The 18,962-nt window shown below is 71.4% G+C and carries 19 protein-coding genes; 9 read left to right on the top strand and 10 right to left on the bottom strand.

Annotated elements, in window-relative coordinates; all coding sequences use genetic code 11:
• Positions 1-119: 119 nt before the first annotated feature.
• Both adh and ACQPZZ_RS32165 read left to right on the top strand, forming a co-directional pair.
• Positions 120-1,643, top strand: coding sequence for an aldehyde dehydrogenase (adh, locus tag ACQPZZ_RS32170; protein WP_432925276.1), 1,524 nt, complete (start codon positions 120-122; stop codon positions 1,641-1,643).
• Positions 1,643-2,023, top strand: coding sequence for a DUF779 domain-containing protein (locus tag ACQPZZ_RS32165; protein ID WP_432925274.1), 381 nt, complete (start codon positions 1,643-1,645; stop codon positions 2,021-2,023). Before adh ends, ACQPZZ_RS32165 begins: the two co-directional genes overlap by 1 nt.
• A gap of 196 nt (positions 2,024-2,219) precedes the next feature.
• Here the strand turns inward: ACQPZZ_RS32165 and ACQPZZ_RS32160 are convergent, their stop codons facing one another.
• Positions 2,220-3,737, bottom strand: coding sequence for an RICIN domain-containing protein (locus tag ACQPZZ_RS32160; protein ID WP_432925272.1), 1,518 nt, complete (start codon positions 3,735-3,737; stop codon positions 2,220-2,222).
• Between the two features lie 266 nt (positions 3,738-4,003).
• On the opposite strand from ACQPZZ_RS32160, the gene ACQPZZ_RS32155 reads away from it, so the two are divergent.
• Positions 4,004-4,648: a TenA family protein gene (locus ACQPZZ_RS32155; protein WP_432925270.1), complete on the top strand. Its 645-nt coding sequence runs from the start codon at positions 4,004-4,006 to the stop codon at positions 4,646-4,648.
• On the opposite strand, the gene ACQPZZ_RS32150 is transcribed toward ACQPZZ_RS32155, so the two are convergent.
• Both ACQPZZ_RS32150 and ACQPZZ_RS32145 read right to left on the bottom strand, forming a co-directional pair.
• Positions 4,645-5,085: an SRPBCC family protein gene (locus ACQPZZ_RS32150; protein WP_432925268.1), complete on the bottom strand. Its 441-nt coding sequence runs from the start codon at positions 5,083-5,085 to the stop codon at positions 4,645-4,647. The genes ACQPZZ_RS32155 and ACQPZZ_RS32150 overlap by 4 nt on opposite strands.
• Positions 5,086-5,128: 43 nt before the next feature.
• Positions 5,129-6,232: a winged helix DNA-binding domain-containing protein gene (locus tag ACQPZZ_RS32145; protein WP_432925267.1), complete on the bottom strand. Its 1,104-nt coding sequence runs from the start codon at positions 6,230-6,232 to the stop codon at positions 5,129-5,131.
• Between the two features lie 46 nt (positions 6,233-6,278).
• Between ACQPZZ_RS32145 and ACQPZZ_RS32140 the strand changes: the two genes are divergently transcribed.
• Complete coding sequence (locus ACQPZZ_RS32140; protein WP_432925265.1) at positions 6,279-7,481, top strand: hypothetical protein; 1,203 nt, start codon at positions 6,279-6,281, stop codon at positions 7,479-7,481.
• Positions 7,482-7,538: 57 nt separating this feature from the next.
• Positions 7,539-9,545: a phosphocholine-specific phospholipase C gene (locus ACQPZZ_RS32135; RefSeq protein WP_432925263.1), complete on the top strand. Its 2,007-nt coding sequence runs from the start codon at positions 7,539-7,541 to the stop codon at positions 9,543-9,545.
• 21 nt (positions 9,546-9,566) lie between these two features.
• On the opposite strand, the gene ACQPZZ_RS32130 is transcribed toward ACQPZZ_RS32135, so the two are convergent.
• Positions 9,567-10,127 carry a Dps family protein gene (locus tag ACQPZZ_RS32130; RefSeq protein ID WP_432934622.1) on the bottom strand — a complete coding sequence of 187 codons (561 nt, stop codon included), beginning with the start codon at positions 10,125-10,127 and terminating at the stop codon, positions 9,567-9,569.
• A 116-nt stretch (positions 10,128-10,243) separates the two neighbouring features.
• Between ACQPZZ_RS32130 and modA the strand changes: the two genes are divergently transcribed.
• On the top strand, positions 10,244-10,984 hold the full coding sequence (modA, locus tag ACQPZZ_RS32125; protein ID WP_432925261.1) for a molybdate ABC transporter substrate-binding protein: 741 nt from the start codon (positions 10,244-10,246) through the stop codon (positions 10,982-10,984).
• On the opposite strand, the gene ACQPZZ_RS32120 is transcribed toward modA, so the two are convergent.
• On the bottom strand, positions 10,965-12,428 hold the full coding sequence (locus ACQPZZ_RS32120; RefSeq protein ID WP_432925259.1) for an MFS transporter: 1,464 nt from the start codon (positions 12,426-12,428) through the stop codon (positions 10,965-10,967). The genes modA and ACQPZZ_RS32120 overlap by 20 nt on opposite strands.
• An 81-nt stretch (positions 12,429-12,509) precedes the next feature.
• On the opposite strand from ACQPZZ_RS32120, the gene ACQPZZ_RS32115 reads away from it, so the two are divergent.
• Positions 12,510-13,346: an alpha/beta fold hydrolase gene (locus ACQPZZ_RS32115; protein WP_432925257.1), complete on the top strand. Its 837-nt coding sequence runs from the start codon at positions 12,510-12,512 to the stop codon at positions 13,344-13,346.
• An 8-nt stretch (positions 13,347-13,354) separates the two neighbouring features.
• Here the strand turns inward: ACQPZZ_RS32115 and ACQPZZ_RS32110 are convergent, their stop codons facing one another.
• Genes ACQPZZ_RS32110 through ACQPZZ_RS32095 form a run of 4 tightly spaced genes read right to left on the bottom strand, consistent with a single transcriptional unit; the run spans position 13,355 to position 15,372 of the window.
• The gene (locus tag ACQPZZ_RS32110) at positions 13,355-13,726 is read right to left on the bottom strand and encodes a hypothetical protein (protein ID WP_363648037.1); all 372 of its coding nucleotides are present in this window, start codon (positions 13,724-13,726) and stop codon (positions 13,355-13,357) included.
• A gap of 22 nt (positions 13,727-13,748) precedes the next feature.
• Positions 13,749-14,117: a roadblock/LC7 domain-containing protein gene (locus tag ACQPZZ_RS32105; protein ID WP_363648039.1), complete on the bottom strand. Its 369-nt coding sequence runs from the start codon at positions 14,115-14,117 to the stop codon at positions 13,749-13,751.
• A gap of 38 nt (positions 14,118-14,155) precedes the next feature.
• Complete coding sequence (locus ACQPZZ_RS32100) at positions 14,156-14,986, bottom strand: MarR family transcriptional regulator (RefSeq protein ID WP_432925255.1); 831 nt, start codon at positions 14,984-14,986, stop codon at positions 14,156-14,158.
• A gap of 14 nt (positions 14,987-15,000) precedes the next feature.
• Positions 15,001-15,372, bottom strand: a complete 372-nt coding sequence (locus ACQPZZ_RS32095) for a roadblock/LC7 domain-containing protein (RefSeq protein ID WP_432925253.1) — start codon at positions 15,370-15,372, stop codon at positions 15,001-15,003.
• 213 nt (positions 15,373-15,585) lie between these two features.
• Between ACQPZZ_RS32095 and ACQPZZ_RS32090 the strand changes: the two genes are divergently transcribed.
• On the top strand, positions 15,586-16,125 hold the full coding sequence (locus ACQPZZ_RS32090) for a DUF523 domain-containing protein (RefSeq protein ID WP_432925251.1): 540 nt from the start codon (positions 15,586-15,588) through the stop codon (positions 16,123-16,125).
• On the opposite strand, the gene ACQPZZ_RS32085 is transcribed toward ACQPZZ_RS32090, so the two are convergent.
• A complete protein-coding gene (locus ACQPZZ_RS32085; protein ID WP_432925249.1) occupies positions 16,100-17,326 on the bottom strand; it encodes a DUF4032 domain-containing protein in 1,227 nt (408 codons plus the stop codon). The genes ACQPZZ_RS32090 and ACQPZZ_RS32085 overlap by 26 nt on opposite strands.
• Before the next feature lie 56 nt (positions 17,327-17,382).
• Between ACQPZZ_RS32085 and ACQPZZ_RS32080 the strand changes: the two genes are divergently transcribed.
• Complete coding sequence (locus tag ACQPZZ_RS32080; RefSeq protein WP_432925248.1) at positions 17,383-18,957, top strand: DUF885 domain-containing protein; 1,575 nt, start codon at positions 17,383-17,385, stop codon at positions 18,955-18,957.
• Positions 18,958-18,962: the final 5 nt, after the last annotated feature.

Raw genomic sequence — 18,962 nt, 5'->3', positions numbered from 1 at the left:
GTGATCTTAGGCGAGATTTGGCAGTAGGACGGCGGGGAACGGGGACGCAACATCTTGGCAACGTGCCCGCGACTAACGTCCGGGGCGTCCGACCCACACCCTGTCCGGGAGGTCCTCTCATGACCCGTTACGCCGCGCCGGGACAGCCGGACGCCCTCATGGCGTACGAGCAGCGTTACGACCACTGGATCGGCGGTGAGTACGTCCCGCCGCAGCGGGGGCGGTACTTCGAGAACCCCACGCCGGTGACCGGTCAGACCTTCACCGAGGTCGCGCGCGGCACGGCCGAGGACGTCGAGCGCGCGCTGGACGCCGCGCACGGCGCCGCCCCCGCCTGGGGCCGTACGTCCACGACCGAGCGGGCGAACGTCCTCAACCGGATCGCCGACCGCATGGAGCAGAACCTGGAGCGGCTCGCCGTCGCCGAGACCTGGGAGAACGGCAAGCCGATCCGGGAGACGCTGGCCGCCGACATCCCGCTGGCGATCGACCACTTCCGCTATTTCGCGGGGGCGATCAGGGCCCAGGAGGGCAGCCTGTCGGAGATCGACGCGGACACCGTGGCCTACCACTTCCACGAGCCGCTCGGCGTCGTCGCACAGATCATCCCGTGGAACTTCCCGATCCTGATGGCCGCCTGGAAGCTCGCGCCGGCGCTGGCCGCCGGCAACGCCGTGGTCCTGAAGCCGGCCGAGCAGACCCCGGCGTCGATCCACTACTGGATGAGCCTGGTCGCCGATCTCCTTCCGCCGGGCGTCCTCAACATCGTCAACGGGTTCGGCGTCGAGGCGGGCAAGCCGCTGGCCTCCAGCCCGCGGGTCGCGAAGGTGGCGTTCACCGGGGAGACCACCACCGGGCGGCTGATCATGCAGTACGCCAGCGAGAACATCAAGCCCGTCACGCTGGAGCTCGGCGGCAAGAGCCCCAACGTCTTCTTCGACGACGTGTCGTCCGCCGACGACGAGTTCTTCGACAAGGCGCTGGAGGGCTTCACGATGTTCGCGCTCAACCAGGGGGAGGTGTGCACCTGTCCCTCACGGGCACTCATTCAGCAGGGCCACTACCGGCGGTTCCTGGAGGCCGCGGTCGAGCGTACGGAGAAGATCGTCCGCGGTCACCCGCTGGACCAGGCCACCATGGTCGGCGCCCAGGCGTCCAACGACCAGCTGGAGAAGATCCTCTCGTACCTCGACATCGGCCGGCAGGAGGGCGCCAAGGTGCTCACCGGCGGGCACCGCGCCGACCTCGGCGGCGAGCTGTCGGGCGGCTACTACGTCGAGCCGACGATCTTCGAGGGCGCCAACCACATGCGGGTGTTCCAGGAGGAGATCTTCGGGCCGGTCGTCTCGGTGACCTCGTTCACCGACTTCGACGACGCCATCAAGATCGCCAACGACACGTTGTACGGCCTCGGGGCGGGCGTGTGGACCAGGGACGTCAACAAGGCGTACCGCGCCGGCCGGGCCATCCAGGCCGGGCGGGTCTGGACGAACTGCTACCACGCCTATCCCGCCCACGCCGCCTTCGGCGGATACAAGCAGTCGGGCATCGGCAGGGAGACGCACAAGATGATGCTCGACCACTACCAGCAGACCAAGAACCTGCTGGTCAGCTACTCGCCCTCGAAGCTCGGCCTCTTCTGATGCCCGAGGTGTCCCGCGTGGACCTCACCCCCGCGGCCGCCGGCCTCATCCGGCGGCTGCGGGCGGCCCACGGCCCGCTGATGTTCCACCAGTCCGGCGGCTGCTGCGACGGCAGCGCCCCGATGTGCTATCTGGAGGGCGAGTTCCGCACCGGCTCCTCGGACGTGCTGCTCGCCTCGCTGACCGTCGAGGGCGTCGACGAGCCGGTCACGTTCTGGATGTCGGCGAGCCAGTTCGAGCGCTGGCGGCACACCCACCTGACCGTGGACGTCGTCCCCGGCCGGGGCAGCGGCTTCTCCCTCGAGGCGCCCGAGGGCGTGCGCTTCTTGATCCGTTCCCGCCTGCTCACCGACGCCGAACGCGCCGCCCTCGACGGCTGACCGGCCTTGCGAGAAGAGCTCCTCCCGGTATCGGTCGTCCTGATCACAGCGTGACGTGACAATGTCATGCTGAGTAGTGTCTCCGCTGTGTTCGCGTACCTCGGTCTCGTCGACTGACAGGCGAAAGGAGGCCGCGGCGGGGTGACCGCGGCCTCCGGGGCTGCACAGGGACGTGCCGATACCCGTGGGACTGGGACTAGATCTTGCCGGTGCCCGCGTTGGCGAGGACGTTCGCCTTGACGCCGCTGGGGTTGTCCACCGTGTACGCGTACGGGATGGAGGCGACGCTGCCGGAGGTCTGCGGCGTGCCCGAGTTCACGAAGTAGTTGTTGCGGGCGACGATCGACCCGCCCGGCGACGAGCCTTCGGAGGTGTGGGTGGGCTCGGCGATGTTCTCGAAGTAGTTGCCCTCGACGAGCACCCCGGCGCCGCAGGTCGAGGCGATGCCGTAGCTGTAGTCGGTGTAGGACGGGTTCTTGTAGTAGTAGTTGTTGAACACGTGGACCGGGTTGCCGAAGCGCACCCTCGGGTTGCGCTGGGCGCAGGTCTGGAACGCGTTGTGGTGGTAGGTCACGCGCAGGTGTCCGGTGTCCTCGGAGCCGTTGTTGTCGCTGTGGCCGACGAGCGAGCACTTGACGTGGTCGTGCAGCGTGTTCCAGGAGACGGTGACGTAGTCGGAGCCGTGCGTGATGTCCAGCAGGCCGTCGTAGTAGTCCGTGCCGTGGCCGGTGTCGCTCGACAGGTCGTTGTGGTCGAGCCACACGCGCTTGGCGTTGTCGAGGTGGATCGCGTCGCCGTTGCCGTTGCCCGCCTGCACCTTCGAGATCTTCAGGTTGCGCACGACGACGTTGGAGACGTCGCGGATGTTGACGCCGCAGCCGGTCAGCCCGGAGCTTGAGCCGACGCCGACGAGGGTGGTGTTGCCGCCCACCCGCACGTCCTCGGAGCAGGTGAAGTTGCCGTTTATCTGGACGGTCTTCGCGGCGTCGCCCTTCACGGCCGTGGTGAGCGCGGTCAGGGAGGTGACCGTCGTCGTGCCGCCGCCCGCGCCGCCGGTCGTGCCGCCGCCCTGCGTCGCCCAGCCGATCAGCCCGGTGGTGGGCGGAGTGGTCGGGCCGCCCGTCGGTGTGGCGCTCGGCGAGGCCGTCGGGCTGCTCGTCGGCGTGGTAGTGGGCGTCTGCGAGGGGGTGGATCCGGCCGGCTGGAGGGTCCACTGCTTGGTGGCGGCCGAGTCGCAGGAGTTCTGCTGTGCCAGGGCGCCTGAAGACGTGGAGTTGTCCTTGGTGTTCAGGCACTTGTCGCTGTTGGCGTTGACCACCCGATAGGCCGAGCCCGAGGCGGTGAGTTCCCAGGTCTGCGACGAGGAGCCGGTGCACGACTCCTGCTGGACGGCCTTGCCCGCGGAGGTGGAGGCCCCGGCGACCCCGGCGCACTTGCCGCTGTTGCCGGCGGCCATGCGGAAGCCGCTGCCCTGGGTGGACAGGTTCCAGGTCTGGTTGCTCGCGCCGTTGCAGCCGGAGACCGTGAGCTGCACGCCGTCGGAGCCGCTGCTGCCCGGAACCGTGAGGCACAGGCCGCTCGCGCCGTTCACGATCCGGTAGGCGCCCGCGCTCGGCGCCGCGTTGGAGACGCCGGTGAAGACGCCTCCGACCAGGGCGGCGACCCCGACAAGGGTGCCGACCACCCCGACTCCGGTTCTGGTTGTGGTTCTCAAAGCCGAGCTCCTTGCATGTCGTGCAGGACCCCTGACCGAGGGGGTTACTCCTGGTCCCGCGAGGGCGGGTTCATGAATGAGAACAGCATTCATGAGGAGGAACAACACGCATTAAATTACGGACCTGTTAAGTGCCGGTCAACGGATTCGTCCGGGTGGGTTTCCCTCTGCCCCGAGCGCTCAGCACGGTTCGGCAGGTGGAGGCGGGCGGCGGGTTTTGAGATCATTGTGAAACGTTCACGCCGGGACACGGGGAGAGATGGCGGATGACCGAGGGATCGAGTACGCCGTTCAGCGCATGGCTGCGGTCGGAGAGCGAGCCGGACTGGACCGCGGTGGTCACGCACCCCTTCGCGGCCGCGATCCACAGCGGCACCGCGGACATGCGCCGCTACCTGGAGCAGGACTTCCAGTTCGTGGACGCCTTCACGGCGCTGCTCGGCGCCGCGGTCGCCGCGGCCGACACCTTCGAGTCGCGGGTGGCCGTGGGCCGCTTCCTCGGGCAGACCGTCGCCGACACCGAGCGCGGCTACTTCCACCGCGCGCTCGACGCGCTCGGCGGCGAGCTCACTCCGCCCGCACTGGAGCCGGTGACGATCGAGTTCCGGGCCCTGATGGACGAGGTGCGCCTGAGCCAGGACTACCCGCTGATCCTGGCGGTGCTGTGCGTGGCCGAGTGGACCTACCTCGGCTGGGCCTCGCGGACCATCGGGTCCGCCGAGAGTTTCGTCCACCGGGAGTGGATCGACCTGCACAGCGGGCCGGAGTTCGAGGCGTGGGTGGGCTTCCTGCGTCGTGAGCTTGACCGGCTCGGCCCTGGCCTCGACGAGGACGGCCGGGCCGGAGTGCTCGACGTCTTCCGCCGGGCGACCGCCCTCGAACGCCGCTTCTTCGACATGGCGCTCGATTAGGCACGCAGGGCGAGGGCGGCGAGGCGGCGCAGGGACAGACGCAGGAAGAACGCGCTCACCGGCCCGGCGGCCCGCCAGCCGATCCGCCCGGCCAGGCCGAAGGGGACGTGGAGCTGTTCCTCCCAGACGATCCTGCTCCCGCCGCCGGGACGGGGCAGCACGTGGAACCGGCCGATGCCGCGCACGACACGGCCCGTGTGGCGGACCTCCACCTCGTGCGGCGGACGCCAGCCGGTGACGTCCATCGTGTCCACGAACGACAGCGGGCCGACTCCGGTGGCCGCCGCGAGTCTGCTTCCCCTGCTGTGGCCGTCTCCGGCGACCACCCACGCCCGGGTCAGCACCATCCACTCATGGTGCCGGGGCCAGTCCGTCAGCACGGCGAAGACCCGCTCCGGGCTCGCCTGCGCGTCCACCGCCACTGAGAGGGTCTCCACGCCATAGGTCCTACCCCGGAAAGCGCCCATCCCGGAGAGGGTTCTATTCCAGGAAGCGGATGTCGCGCGCGGTGGCGTCGCCGGCCACGAAGCCCAGCAGGCGCTCGCCCTCGGCCGCGAGGGCGTCGCGCGTGGCGGCGCCGAGCGGCGCGAACGGCTCGATCTCCAGCACCGCGGTCTCCCCGGCCTGCCCGCGCCCCCGTTCGACGCGCCCCCGTTCAATACGCCACAGGCCCGCCACGAAACCGTCGACCAGGATCGTCGCGCGGATGATCCCGTTGATCGTGAAGACCCGAGGGCGGTGCTCCTCGGCCATCACGCGTGTCCGGTCGGCGTGCGAGAGCAGCAGGTTGTCGAACTCCCCAAGGAACCGCACCGGCGCCTCGGCGTCCGCGCCGGGCAGCGGCGCCCCGGGCAGGTCGAACAGCTCCACCCCGTTCTCGTCCCGGTACGTGACCAGGTCGAGGCCCTTCATCACCGAGCGCAGCCCGGTCAGGCCCGACCAGGCCTGCACGTCCTTCACCGACGCCGGCCCGAAGGCGGCCAGATAACGCAGCACCATGTCGCCGGCGGCCGAGCCGTCGCCGAGCGGGCGGCCCAGCCATGACTCGGCGGGGACGTGCCGGGCCTGGCCCGAGGCACCCCACACCCCGCGCGGCGGGACCTGCACCAGCGGCACGACCGCGCGCACGGCCTGGGCCAGCGCGTCGCGGCCCGGCCACCGCTCGCCGAGCAGCTCCTCCAGCTCCGCGAAGCTGAGCGGCCGCTCCTCCATCAGCTCACGGGCGACGCGCGCCACCTCGCCGAGATCCACCCCGTCCAGCAGCCGGCCGCGCGACGTGCGCAGCAGCCGGTCGAGGAGCGGCTGCAGGACCGGGCGCAGGGCGAGGCAGTCGTCGGCGCTGACAAGGTGGATGGTGCCGCGCATCAACGCGATCCGTACGGCGGTGCGCTCGGTGAGCAGTTCGGCCAGGTCCTCGTGCCGGAAGTTCCGCAGGCGGGTCCACAGGCCGACGTAGGCTGAGAGAGGAGCCTGCGACTGCATGCCCACCAGGTGCTCGATCGCGGCCAGGGCCTTGACGTCGCTGGGGCGCAGCAGCATCTGGCGGTCGAGCAGGGCGCGGTTGAGCTCGCGTCGGGTCAGCACGCCGCAAACGTACTGCTCGGCACCGACAGAACCGGGGGTGCCGCCAATGATCGCCATTGACGTCCCGCTGTGGGCCGCACGGCTGAGGGCACTTCGCCGCGGCCGGCTGTGGAGCCGCCGGGACCTGGAAGAACGGCTGATCGAAGCCGCGGGGGAGACCGAGCCCGGGCTACCCTCGGACGCGGTGCGCGCGTGGGAGGCGGGGGAGCGGCGGCCGGACGCCGGCCACGCCGAGCTGCTGTGCCGGGTGTTGGGCATGGACGAGGCGGACCTGTTCGTCGGCGCGTCCTCCGGCACGACCCTGTGGCACCACGTCACAGGGATCCCGCTGGTGCCCGGGCTCTTTCCCGAAGAGGAGGAGGAACGCGTCGGGCGGGCGATCGAGCGTCCGGCCCGCGCCGACACCGGCACGATCCGCTACTTCGAGCGGCTGACCGGCGCCTGCGCCGCGCCGGACAGCAGACCGGCCGACGTCGCCGCCGCGCTGGGGCCGGTCCTGGCGGGCGTCGAGACGTTCCGCAGGGACGCCGCGCCCCTGGTACGGCGGGCACTGCCGGCGCTCGCGACGCGGGACGCGGAGCTGATCAGCCGCATGGAGCACGAGGCGGGCGACGTGTCCGGCGCGCGGGCCTGGTCGGACCGCGCGATCCGGGAGTCTCGGGAGTCGGAGGACCCGCTCGCCGAGATGTTCGCGCTCCTGCAGCGGGCGGGCCTGGTCGACGCGGCCGGCCCGGGCGAGGTCGTCGCGGCGGCCGTCGCCGCCCGTGAGCGTACGGGCGTCCCGGCGGAGGTCGAGAGGCTGTCCCGGCGGTACGAGGCACGGGCGCACGCTCTGAGGGGTGAGGTGGAGCTGTGCCACCGTTGCCTGGAGGAGTGCCTGGAGGAGCCGGAGGAGCCGGAGGAGCCGGAGGACCCGGACAGGACGGGGGAGCCCACCGGCCGCGAGGCGCCCGTCGAGACGCCGGCGGAGCTGTGCGCGGGGTGCCTGGTCGATCTCGGCCGGCCGGGCGGCGCCATCGCGATCCTGGAAGGCGAGCCGGCCCCGGCCGCGCCCGGCTACCTCACGGCGTACGTGCTGGCCCGCACGGCGCACGCGTACGCCGAGGCGCACGAGCGGGACCGGGCGGCCGACCTCGCCCGGCGGTCCCTCACCCTGGCCCGCCGCGCCGGGGCCGCCCGCGCGCTGCGCGAGCTGGGCCGCGTCCACCTGCCGCCGCCCGCCGAGGCGCGCCGGCGCGTACTCGTGTGAAAAGGGGCCGCTGTTAGGTTGTGGGCGTTTCGCGTGATTCCTGATGAAGGGGCGCCCATGCCGGCCGGATCCTCTCTGCCGCCTTCCCTGCTCCGGGCGCTGGCCCGGCCGGTCCCCCCGGGGAGCCTGTCCGACGTCGAACACGTCGTCTTCGTCATGCTGGAGAACCGCTCGTTCGACCATTACTTCGGCCGGATGCGCGGGGTGCGGGGATTCGGGGACCGCAACGCGGTGTCCACCCGGGCCCGGCGGCCGATCTTCGAGCAGGACGGCGTGCTGCCCTTCTCCGTACGGGAGGCGGCCGAGCGGGCGGGGGCGGACCCGATGCTGCTCGACACGCACGACCACACCTGGCTCGGCACCCAGAACGCCTGGGCCATGGGCTGGAACGACGCCTGGGTGCCCAGCAAGGGGCCCGGCTCGATGGCCTACTACGACCGGCGCGACCTGCCCTTCCACTACGAGCTCGCCGACACGTTCACGATCTGCGACGCCTACCACTGCTCGCTGCTGACCTCGACGACGCCCAACCGCAACTACCACATGTCGGGTTACACGGGCTACGAGCCGGGCACCCGGCAGCGCGCGCTGGACAACGTCGCGTCCGAGGGCGCGGAGGGGCATCCGGGCTACGACTGGGTCACCGTGCCCGAACTGCTGACGCGGGCCGGGCACACCTGGCAGGTGTACCAGGAGTGGGACAACTACGAGTGCAACAACCTCGAGTTCTTCCGGCCGTTCATGGCCGTGGCGGACCGGATCGGGCTGGGGAGCATGCGCTCCTTCTACGAGAAGGTCCGGGCGGCGGAGAACCCCGCGCCGCTGCTCGCGGAGCTGGCGGAGCGGGTGGCCGCCCTGGAACCGGCCGACCGCGACCTCTACGACCGGGCGCTGCGCCGCGCGCCCGCGGGCGGTCTGGGGGACTGGTTCGCGGCCGACGTGGCGGCCGGGCGCCTGCCCGCGGTGTCGTACGTCGTGCCCTCGCTCGCCGACTCCGAGCACCCAGAGGGGTCGTCGGCCGTGGAGGGCGGACGGGTCGTCCACAAGCTGCTCGACGCGCTGGGGTCGCATCCCGAGGTCTGGGCGCGGACCGCCCTGTTCGTCACCTATGACGAGAACGACGGCTTCTTCGACCACGTGCCGCCGCCGGTCCCGCCCGACGGCACCTCGGAGGAGTTCGTCGGCGGGCGTCCGATGGGTCTCGGCGTCCGCGTCCCCATGATCGTCGTTTCGCCGTGGAGCGTGGGCGGCCACGTCTGCTCCGAGACGTTCGACCACACCTCGACCGTGCGGTTCCTGGAGCGCCGGTTCGGGATCACGGCGCCCATCGCGGCATGGCGGCGCCGGGTGGCGGGCGACCTCACCTCAGCGTTCGACTTCACCTCCCCCTTCGATCTCACAGCCCCCATGGCCCCGCCTTCCGTGGAGACCGCGGCCACTCCGCGGCCGGCCGGGAACCGGTGGTATCCGCAGGTGCCCGCCGAGCAGCGGATGCCGGTGCAGGAGCCCGGAGTCAAGCCCGCACGCGCGCTGCCGTACCAGCCGGACGCCGACGCGGTCGTACGGGCGCGGTCCGTGGAGATCACGATGCGCAACTCCGGTGCCGCCTCGGCCCACTTCATCCTGTACGGCCACCTGGGCGAGCTCGCCAGGCCGGCGCACTTCGACGTGCTCGGCACGGCCGAGGAGGCGGTCTACTTCCCCTGCCCGTCGTACGACCTGGTGCTCGTCGGGCCGAACGGATTCCGCCGGGAGTTCCGCGGCGGGACGTCCGACCCGGTTGAGGTCACCAGCGCGGTCGACGCCGGCGCCCGCACCCTCGTGATCGCCGTGGCGAACCCCGTATCCCTGCCCGGCGCCTTCCCCGTCGAGGTGTCGGTCACCCCGCTGGCCTATGACGGCGTCGCGCGTGCGGTCCGGATCGCGCCGGGAGACACCGCCCGCGTCGGGTGGCACGCGCCCGCCGGGTGGTACGACCTCGTGATCGGCGTGGCGGGGCACGACGGGTTCGCCCGGCGGCTGATGGGACACATCGAGAACGGCCGCCCGAGCGTCACCGGGTGACGCTCGGGCGACGTGGGAAAGTCAGGTGCGGACGAGCGGTGTGTCCACGAGGTGCTCGGCGAGGAACCACGCCTGCAGCTCGCCCGTGCGGATGACCTCGGAGACCAGCAGGTCGTTGGTGCCGTCGTCGCCCATCTCGTCCGCCCGGGAGGCGGCGTCGTGCGCGGCGACCAGGATGGTCTCGTGCGCTTCCAGGAGCCGGGAGAGCATGGCGGGCACCTCCTCCACGCCGTCCGGCGGCCGCGGGATCACGGTCATCTCCGCCACCTGACGCGGATCGCCGACCGCGACGCCGCCGAGGGTCTGGATGCGTTCGGCGATCGCGTCGATGATCGGCAGCTGCTCGCTCGCGTGCTTGTCCAGGAGCAGGTGCAGCTGGTAGAAGGTCGGCCCCCGCATGAGCCAGTGGTGCTTCTTGTACAGGCTGTAGAGGATCTGCGTGTCGGCGAGGATCTGGTTGAGGCGCTGACAGGAGTATTCGCGCGTTTCCCTCGGCAGCCCGACCGGGAAGTCGCGCACGGTCCCGAACCCCTGTATCTCGGTGCCCCTCTGATGAAGCCAGGGCTGACTGCTCTCACGCATTCTGGAGGAAGGGTTGACGCTCAAGATGTCTCTCCTCACTCGGGCGGTTTATGTCCAATAGGGAGTCTTTCGCCAGGCATGACCTCTAAACGCCTTCTTAGGGCATATATCCCAAGGTGAACCATGTCACACCGCCCCTGGCGCTCGCGCTGCTGCTGCTCGCCCTGACCGGCTGCGGGGGTGGCGGTGGAAGGCAGACGCTCACCGTGTTCGCCGACACCTCGCTCACCGGGACGTTCGGCTCGCTCGGCAAGGCGTTCGAGGCCGCCCACCCCGGCGTCGCCGTCCGGTTCGACTTCGGCGGCAGCCCCGCGCTGGCGCGGCGCATCGTCCGGGGAGCCCCGGCCGATCTGTTCGCCGCGGCCGGTCCTGCGGCCATGCGCGGGTCGGGGGCGCCCGCCCCGCGGGTCTTCGCGCGCGACAGCCTTCGGATCGCCGTGCCGGTCGGCAACCCTGCCCACGTCACGGGCCTGAAGGACCTGGCCGCTCCCGGCGTCAGGGTGGCCCTGTGCGCGTCGCCGGCGCCATGCGGGGAGGGCGCCCGCACCGCGCTCGCCGCCGCCGCAGTGACCGTAACGCCGGTCGCCCGGGAGCAGGACGCCGCCAAGGCGCTGGCCAGGGTGCGGCGCGGCGAGGCGGACGCGGCGCTGGTCTACCGTACGGACATCAAGGCGGCGGCGGGAACGGTGGAGGGCGTGGACTTCCCCGAGGCGGCCAAGGCGGTCGAGGACTATCTCATCGCGACCGTCCCCGGGACCGAGCGGCTCGCCCTGACCCGGGAGTTCGTCGACCTCGTCCTGTCCAACGAGGGCCGCAGGGTCCTCGCAGACGCGGGATTCACCCCCGTGACAGGGTGACCTGCGGGCTTTCCGAGAGCCTGGCCGCCGTACGCTCGGCCGTGGCCCTGGCCCAGCGGCCCGTGGTCAGGAGGGCGACCGCCAGCACGATCAGGCCGTACAGGGCGTTGACGCGGAAGGCCGAGTGCGCGGCCGGGACGAAGGCGCCGTTCGCGGCGGCGCCCGAGACCACGGCGTTCGAGACCACGGAGCCCGAGACCACGGAGCCCGAGACCACGGAGCCCGCGATGGCCACGCCGAGAGACTGGCCGACCTGCCTGCTGGTCGAGGCGACCGCGGCGGCCACGCCCGCCTGCGCGAGCGGCATCCCGGAGACGGCGGTGTTGGTGATCGGGGGGTTGAGCATGCCGAACCCGACGCCGAAGACCAGGTAGATCCCGAGTAGCAGGGGGAGCGGGGTGGTGAGCGTCACCTGGGACAGCAGCGCCCCGGCGGAGGTCAGGCACACGCCCGCGACGATCAGGGGCACGCGCGGGCCGCGGGTGCCGACGAGCCGGCCAGAAAGCGGCCCCACGATCGTCGTGGTCACCGCGACCGGCAGCGTGCACAGCCCGGCGGCGAGGGCGGACAGTCCGCGATTGCTCTGCAGATAGAGCGTGTTGAGGAACAGGAAGGCCCCCAGGCCGGCGAACCCCGCCACCGCCATGACGGCCGCGCCCGAGAACGGCGCGCTGCGGAAGAACCGCATGTCGATGAGCGGTTCCGGTCTGCGCAGTTCGCAGACGACCAGCGCGACCAGGGCCGCCGCCGCGACGGCGAAGCAGACGGCGCTCACCGCGGGGCCGGCGGCCGGACCCTCGATGATCCCGTACGTGAGCGTGCCGAGCAGGACGATGACCAGGATCTGCCCGGCGGGGTCGATCCCGCGGGCCGACGGCGCCTTGGACTCGGGGACGTAGCGCCAGGTCAGGAACAGTGCGAGCAACCCGATGGGCACGTTGATCCAGAAGATGGCCCGCCAGTTCACCGCGTCGGTGAGCAGCCCGCCGACGACCGGTCCGAGCGCCATGCTGACGCCGACCACGCCGCCCCACACGCCGATCGCCTGAGCCCGCTCCCTGCGGTCGGTGAACGTGTTCGTGATGATCGACATGGCCACCGGGTTGAGCATCGACCCGCCGACGGCCTGGACGATCCGGGCGGCCACCAGCCAGCCCAGGCTCGGGGCGAGGCTGCACAGCAGCGACCCGGCGGTGAAGATCACAAGGCCGGTCTGGAACGTGCGGCGGCGGCCCACGCGGTCGGCCGTCGAGCCGGCCAGCATGAGCAGGCTCGCGAGCGTCAGCGTGTAGGCGTCCACCGTCCACTGGAGGCCGGAGACCGGCGCGTGCAGGTCGTGCCCGAGCGACGGCAGGGCGACGTTGACGATCGTGTTGTCGAGAGACACGATCAACAGGCTCATGCAGCAGATGAGAAGAACGAGTATCCGCCGTCGGCGGGTCATTTGCGACACCACACCACACAACCGTACAGATCCGGTCATGACCCGCTTGCGGCAGGGCAAACCGAATGTAATTCTGCTCGCATGCGTGCGACGGCGAACGGCATCGAGATCTGTTACGAGGTGTTCGGCGAGCCCGGGGGACGTCCCGTCGTCCTCATCATGGGGCTCGGAGCACAGATGATCAGCTGGCCAGAGGAGCTGATCGGGCTGCTGGTCGAGTCCGGCCACCGGGTCGTCCGGTTCGACAACCGGGACGCCGGCCTGTCCACCCACTTCACCCCGGCGGACGGCCAGGCGCCGGTCACGTCGTACCTGCTGGACGACATGGCCGACGACACGGCCGGCCTGATGGACGTGCTGGGCTGGGAGAGCGCCCACGTGGTGGGCGCGTCGATGGGCGGCATGATCGCCCAGGCCCTCGCCATCCGCCACCCCGCCCGGGTGCGTACGCTGACCTCGATCATGTCCACGCCGGGGCCCCGGGTGGGACAGGCGACCGAGGCGGCCATGACCGCGCTGACGGCGCCCGCCCCGCAGGACCGCGACGAGGCGCTCGCCCGCGCCGTCGAGACCGCGCGGGTCATCGGCTCTCCCGGCTACGAGATGGACGTCGAGCGCGTCACCCGGGTGGCCGCGGAGGCCTACGACCGGGCCTTCGACCCCGCGGGCACCGCCCGGCAGTTCATCGCCATCCGGAGGTCGGGCGACCGTACGGAGGGACTGCGCGGGCTCTCGGTGCCCGCGCTGGTGATCCACGGCGAGGACGACCCGCTGGTCACCCTCGAAGGCGGGATCGCGACCGCGGACGCCATCCCCGGCGCGAAGCTGCTGACCTTCCCGGGGATGGGCCACGACCTGCCCCAACCGCTCTGGCCGGTCATCGCGGAGGCGATCACGGAACTCACCGGCCGGAGCTGAGCGCGGGCTCAGACCTCGAGCTTGTCCTCGATCGCGCGGAGCTGGTGCCGGGCCATCGCGAGGTTGGCCCGGTTGCGGTCGAGGGCGAGGTAGAGGAACAGCCCCTTGCCGCCGCGGCCGGCCAGCGGCCGGATGATGTGATACTGCGTGCCCAGCGTGATGAGGATGTCCTCGATCCCGTCGTTGAGCTTGAGCGCGTCCATCGCGCGGAGCTTGGCCTTGACCACCTCGGTGTTGGCCGCGGCGGCCACCTGGAGGTCGAGGTCCTTGGAGCCGCCGAGCGTGCCCAGCGCCATCCCGCTCCCGTAGTCGGCGACCGCCGCGCCGATCGCGCCGTCGATGGTGAGCATCTCCTTCAGGGAGACGTCCATGTTCGCCATGTCTCTTCTCCTGTCTCGGTTGTCATCCGCGTTCGACGATTGCGGCGATCTTGTTCGCCGCCCTGCGTCCCTCGATCCGGAGCAGGCCGAGGTTGGCGCCCTGGCCTGCGAGAACGGTGAGGACGAGCGTGGGGCCCGCGGCGTAGCACGCGGTGTGCCCCTGGGCGCCGGAGATCAGCGTCTCCTCCAGCCGCCCGATTCCGGCGAGATCGGTCATCTTCCGGCTCAGCGACAGCAGCGCCGACGTGAGCGCCGCGGTCTGCTCGGTGCCGGCGGCCAGGTCCGTCGTCACGAGCATGCCGTCGACCGTGCAGGTGAGCGCTCCGGTGATCTCGGGCGCCCGCTCGCGCAGGACGATCAGCTCCTCGTGTATGTCGTGGCGCAGGTCCACAGAGACACCCCTTCCGGCCCGCTTGAGCCACCCGATCACTACAGCGCCTCCAGCGCGTCACGCAGCCTGAGCAGCAGGTTCACGTCGGCCGCGTCGCCGTTGACCTGCGGCAGTCCCCCCGAGCCGGCCCGCTGGGGCGCCGGCGGCGCGGACGGCTTGGACGTGCGCTTCGGCAACGCCGCCGTCCCGCCCGCCATCCCGCCCGCCGTCCCGCCCGTCGCCACCAGCCCGGCCGCCGCGAGCTCCCGTACGGCCAGCAGCGTGGAATAGGCGGGACGCCCGAGGCGCCGGGCCAGGTCGGCCGGTGTGGCGGTGGAGTCCGCGGCGAGCAGCAGCTCCCACTGCAGCCGGGTGAGCAGCGCGTGCGTGCCCGGGATCCGCCGCAGGGGCGTCACCGGACGCGCGTCCAGCTCGGCCGAGGGCCAGGCCCGTTCCAGCCGGGCCCGGCGCCTCGCGCATTCGCGCAGCAGCCCCGGCACGTCGAAGAACCAGTGGACCCCGAGCCAGTGAGCGTCGCCCTCCTTGAACCTGGTCCTGATCGTTCTCGGCGCGAGCAGGAAGAACGCCGCGTCGAGCGTGGCGGACAGCACGCAGAACTCCAGCTCGCCCCGGCTGAGCACCCCTCTGTCCACGAGCAGGGCGCCGCCGCCGCCGGGGCCGGCCTCCTGCCGCGTGCGCCGCATCCCGTTCGCGCTGATCCGGCCCGACGCGCCGATCAACTCCTCCACACCGGGCGTGGCCGCACACTCCACGTACGCCACCCGGCCGCGGGCGTAGTAGACCGTGCCCTCCTTGCCCACGCGCAGCGAGCCGGTGGCCTCATCCTGGGCGAGGCCCGTGAGCACGGCGTCGAGAGTCGGGGCGGCCACCGGTCAGACTCCCATCAGGACGCGACCAGCTCGTCCGTGATGGTGCGCAGCCGCCGGCGTGCCAGGGCGAGGTTCGACCGCTCCACGTCCAGGCGCAGGCACAGCAGCAGCGGGCCGTCGAACATCATCTCCATGGGCCGCACCAGGTGATAGGCCGTGCCCGTGGTGACGATCACGTCCTCGATCCGGAAACCCGTCTCCTGGGACGCCATCGCGATCCCGTCGAGCGTGGCGCGGTACGCCTCGCTGAGCCCCGCGGCCGCCCTCCCGGGATCGGGAACCCCCTTCCCCGCGACGGCCATGCCACTGGTGTGGTCCACGAGAATGGCCCCGAGCGCCCCCGGGATCGACATGGCCTCGGAGAGGCAGTCCTCTATCCCGATCAACCCGCAACTCCTCGCCTCGCCTCGCCGATACAGCGCGGCCAACATTAGAGGAGCAGGTGGATGGCCACCCCGAGTCGAAAACGGCTCGGATAAATGGATTAGTCCGGCAGAATAAGAATTGTTCCTCTCGGAATGGTAATCCCGATTTTCGTGAAATTTCTTCATCTCGGGGGCGGGCGCGCCCACCCACCGTACGGCGGCCAGAATGGGGGCGTGGAACGGATTCTGGTCAGCGCCTGCCTGCTCGGCAGCCGGGTGCGGTACGACGGCGGGGCCAAGACGAGCGACGACGAGCTGCTGGCCCGTTGGCGTGCGGAGGGGCGGCTGGTGCGGTTCTGCCCCGAGGTCGAGGGAGGGCTGCCCGTTCCCCGTCCGCCCGCCGAGATCGAAAGCGGCGCGGGCGGCGCGGCCGTCCTCGCGGGCGCGGCCCGGATCCTGACGCCGGAGGGCGACGACGTGACCGCCCCGTTCCTGTCCGGCGCGCGGCAGGCCCTCGCCGTCGCCCGCTCCTTCGGCGTACGGGTCGCGATCCTCAAGGAGGGCAGCCCGTCGTGCGGATCGCTGCGGATCTACGACGGCGGCCACCGGGGGAGGACCACCCCCGGGCAGGGCGTGACGACCGCGCTGCTGGAGCTGAACGGCATACGCGTCTTCGGCGAGGACCGGATCGCGGAGGCCGCAGCCTATCTGGAATCTCTCACGGAGACGGCTTCTACGGAGACGGCTTCTACGGAGACAGGGGATCGGCCGTGACGATGACTGCCTTCTCGTCCGGCTTGTGCACCAGGACGTTGTCCACGTAGGACCGCACCGCCGCCTCCAAGCCGACGTCCTTGCCCGCGGCCTCCGACATGTACCAGCGGTGGTCGAGCACCTCGTGGAAGAGCTGGGCCGGCTCCAGCTTGCGCCGCAGGTCGGCCGGGATCGCGTTCACCACCGGCTGGAACACCTCGGCCAGCCAGCGATGGGCCACGATCGCCTCGTCCTCGTGCCGCAGGCCGGTGGACACCCGGAACGAGTCGAGGTCGTTGAGCAGCCGCCTGGCCTGGTTCTCCTCCACGTCGAGGCCGGTCAGGCGCAGCAGGCGGCGCTGGTGGTGCCCGGCGTCCACGACCTTCGGCCGGACGATGAGGCGGGAGGTGCCGGCCTTGCGGCGCACCATCATCTCGGCGACGTCGAAGCCGAGGGAGTTGAGGCGGCGCACCCGCTGGTCCACGCGGTGCCAGTCGACCTCCTCGATGATCTCGTCCTCGGTCAGCTCGTCCCACAGCCGGTGGTAGCGCTCGACGAGTTGCTCGGCGAAGGCCAGCGGGTCGATGGTCGGGTGCAGCAGCCCGCCCGCCTCCAGGTCGAGCATCTCGCCGTAGATGTTGACGTGCGCCACATCGATGTCGTGGGCCCGCTGGCCCTCGCTGATCGCCGCATGGAGCTCACCGGTCTCGGCGTCCACCAGGTAGGCCGCGAACGCCCCGGCGTCCCGCCGGAACAAGGTGTTCGACAGCGAGCAGTCGCCCCAGTAGAAGCCGGTCAGGTGGAGCCGTACGAGCAGGACGGCGAGCGCGTCGAGCAGGCGGATCAGCGTGTCGGGCCGCACCGAGCCCGACAGCACGGCGCGGTACGGCAGAGAGAACTGCAGGTGCCGGGTGATCAGGGCGGAGTCCAGTTCGGAGCCGTCCGGGGCGGTCCTGCCGGTGACGACGGCGACCGGCTCGACGGCGGGGGCGTCGTGCCGCGCCAGGTCCCACAGCAGCTGATACTCCCGCTTGGCGTACCGCGTGCTGATCTCCTTGATCGCGTACACCCGGCCGCTGAGCCGGGCGAAGCGCACCACGTGCCGGGAGATGCCGCGGGGCAGCGTCACCAGGTGGTGGACGGGCCACTCCTCCAGGGGAACGTCCCACGGCAGGCGGATCAGGTCGGGGTCGCTGGGGGCGCCGGTGATCTGCAGGGGCACCAATCGCTCCTTTTCTGGGGGCTTCCACACAAGTGTCGCGGATAGAGTCGGGCGCTATGACGCTGGTGGACGAGTTCATCGACTGGTACCTGGCCGAGAACCCGGTCAGGGCGGCCCTCCTCGGGGCCGACGGATACGACCGCACGCTGGGCGACCTCAGCGAGGCCGCCTTCGTCGCGCGGGAGCGGGCGGCGGAGGAGTGGCTGCGCAAGCTGTCGGAGGCGACGCCGGAAAGCCCGGAAGACGAAATCGACAGGGACCTGGTCGCCGCGCACCTGCGCGGGCAGATCGCGCAGGCCCGCTGGCCGGAATGGCGGCGCGAACCGGCCGCCTACCTCGGGGTGATCTTCGGGTCGATGTTCACGCCGTTCCAGCAGCGCCTCAAGCCGGAGGCCGAGCTGGTCGACGCCGCCGTCGCGCGGCTGGCCGAGGTGCCCGCCGTGCTCGCCGCCTGTCAGGCCAACCTGGACCCCGAGCTCGCCGCCGACCTGCTGGTCAAGCGCGGCCTCGACCAGGCCCGTACGGGACGCCGCTTCCTGACCGAGACGCTGCCCGCGCTGGTCGGCGACCCGGATCTGCGGGCGCGGCTGGCGGGGGCCGCCGAGCCGGCCGCCGACGCGTTCGACGCGCTGGTCCGCTTCCTGGAGGGATTCGAGGCCCGGGGCACCTGGCGGATGGGCGAGGAGCTCTACTCCGCGCTGCTGCGCGAGCAGGAGATGCTCGGATATGGCGCCGCCGAGCTGCACGAGAAGGGCCGTCAGGCCTGGGCCGAGCTGGACGCGCGGATGACGGAGGTCGCCGCCCGCCTCGGTTCCGGCAGCTGGCGGGAGGCGATGGAGTCGCTCATGGACGACCATCCGCCGACTCTGGAGGCCATGCGCGCCGAGTATGAGGCCGAGACGCAGCGGGCGCGCGAGTTCGTTCGCGAGCGCGGGCTGGTGACCTTCCCCGAGGGGGAGCTGTGCCGGGTCGAGCCCTCGCCGGAGTTCCAGCGGCCCATCATCGCCGTCGCCAGCTACCTCGCTCCGCCGCCGCTGTCGTCCTCGCGCGACGGCGTCTTCTTCGTGCCGTACACCCCCGACGGCTTCACCGAGGAGCAGGTGCGGCAGCGGCTGCGGACCAACTCGCGCGCCCAGATGCCCTCGATCAGCGTGCACGAGGCCTACCCCGGCCATCACTGGCACCTGTCCTGGATGGCCGGCAACCCGCACCGCGCCCGCAAGATCTTCCGTACGCCCTACTTCGTTGAGGGCTGGGGGCTCTACGTCGAGAAGCTCATGCACGAGCAGGGCTACTTCGACACGCCCCAGACCGAGCTCGCCCACCTCGACTGCCGCATCTGGCGGGCCGCCCGGATCGTGGTGGACACCGCGCTGCACTGCGACGACATGTCGATCGAGCAGGCGGAGGAGTTCCTGACCACGAAGGCGTCGCTGTCGCCGGGCACCGCGGCCGGTGAGGTCAGCCGCTACTGCGCCTGGCCCACGCAGGCGCCCTCCTACCTCACGGGCGCCCTCGAGATCGAGCGGATCAGGGCCGAGTACGCGGGCGACCTGCGGACCTTCCACGACACGATCGCGGGCTCCGGCGGGCTTCCGCTCGGCCTCGCCAGGAAGGTCGTGCTGGGCTGACCGGT

This window comes from Microbispora sp. CA-135349, assembly GCF_050947365.1.
In the GTDB taxonomy this organism is placed as follows: domain Bacteria; phylum Actinomycetota; class Actinomycetes; order Streptosporangiales; family Streptosporangiaceae; genus Microbispora.
The sequence above is the reverse complement of the archived record's forward strand: the minus strand, read 5'-3'. Positions and strand labels throughout refer to the sequence as shown.

Bases quoted from the DNA above. Each gene is read 5' to 3' on its own strand.
- ACQPZZ_RS32110 (WP_363648037.1), bottom strand. From the start codon at position 13,726: ATGGCGAACATGGACGTCTCCCTGAAGGAGATGCTCACCATCGACGGC.
- ACQPZZ_RS32080 (WP_432925248.1), top strand. From the start codon at position 17,383: ATGACGCTGGTGGACGAGTTCATCGACTGGTACCTGGCCGAGAACCCG.
- ACQPZZ_RS32140 (WP_432925265.1), top strand. From the start codon at position 6,279: ATGATCGCCATTGACGTCCCGCTGTGGGCCGCACGGCTGAGGGCACTT.
- ACQPZZ_RS32165 (WP_432925274.1), top strand. From the start codon at position 1,643: ATGCCCGAGGTGTCCCGCGTGGACCTCACCCCCGCGGCCGCCGGCCTC.
- ACQPZZ_RS32115 (WP_432925257.1), top strand. From the start codon at position 12,510: ATGCGTGCGACGGCGAACGGCATCGAGATCTGTTACGAGGTGTTCGGC.
- adh (WP_432925276.1), top strand. From the start codon at position 120: ATGACCCGTTACGCCGCGCCGGGACAGCCGGACGCCCTCATGGCGTAC.
- ACQPZZ_RS32135 (WP_432925263.1), top strand. From the start codon at position 7,539: ATGCCGGCCGGATCCTCTCTGCCGCCTTCCCTGCTCCGGGCGCTGGCC.
- ACQPZZ_RS32155 (WP_432925270.1), top strand. From the start codon at position 4,004: ATGACCGAGGGATCGAGTACGCCGTTCAGCGCATGGCTGCGGTCGGAG.
- ACQPZZ_RS32120 (WP_432925259.1), bottom strand. From the start codon at position 12,428: ATGACCCGCCGACGGCGGATACTCGTTCTTCTCATCTGCTGCATGAGC.
- ACQPZZ_RS32130 (WP_432934622.1), bottom strand. From the start codon at position 10,127: ATGCGTGAGAGCAGTCAGCCCTGGCTTCATCAGAGGGGCACCGAGATA.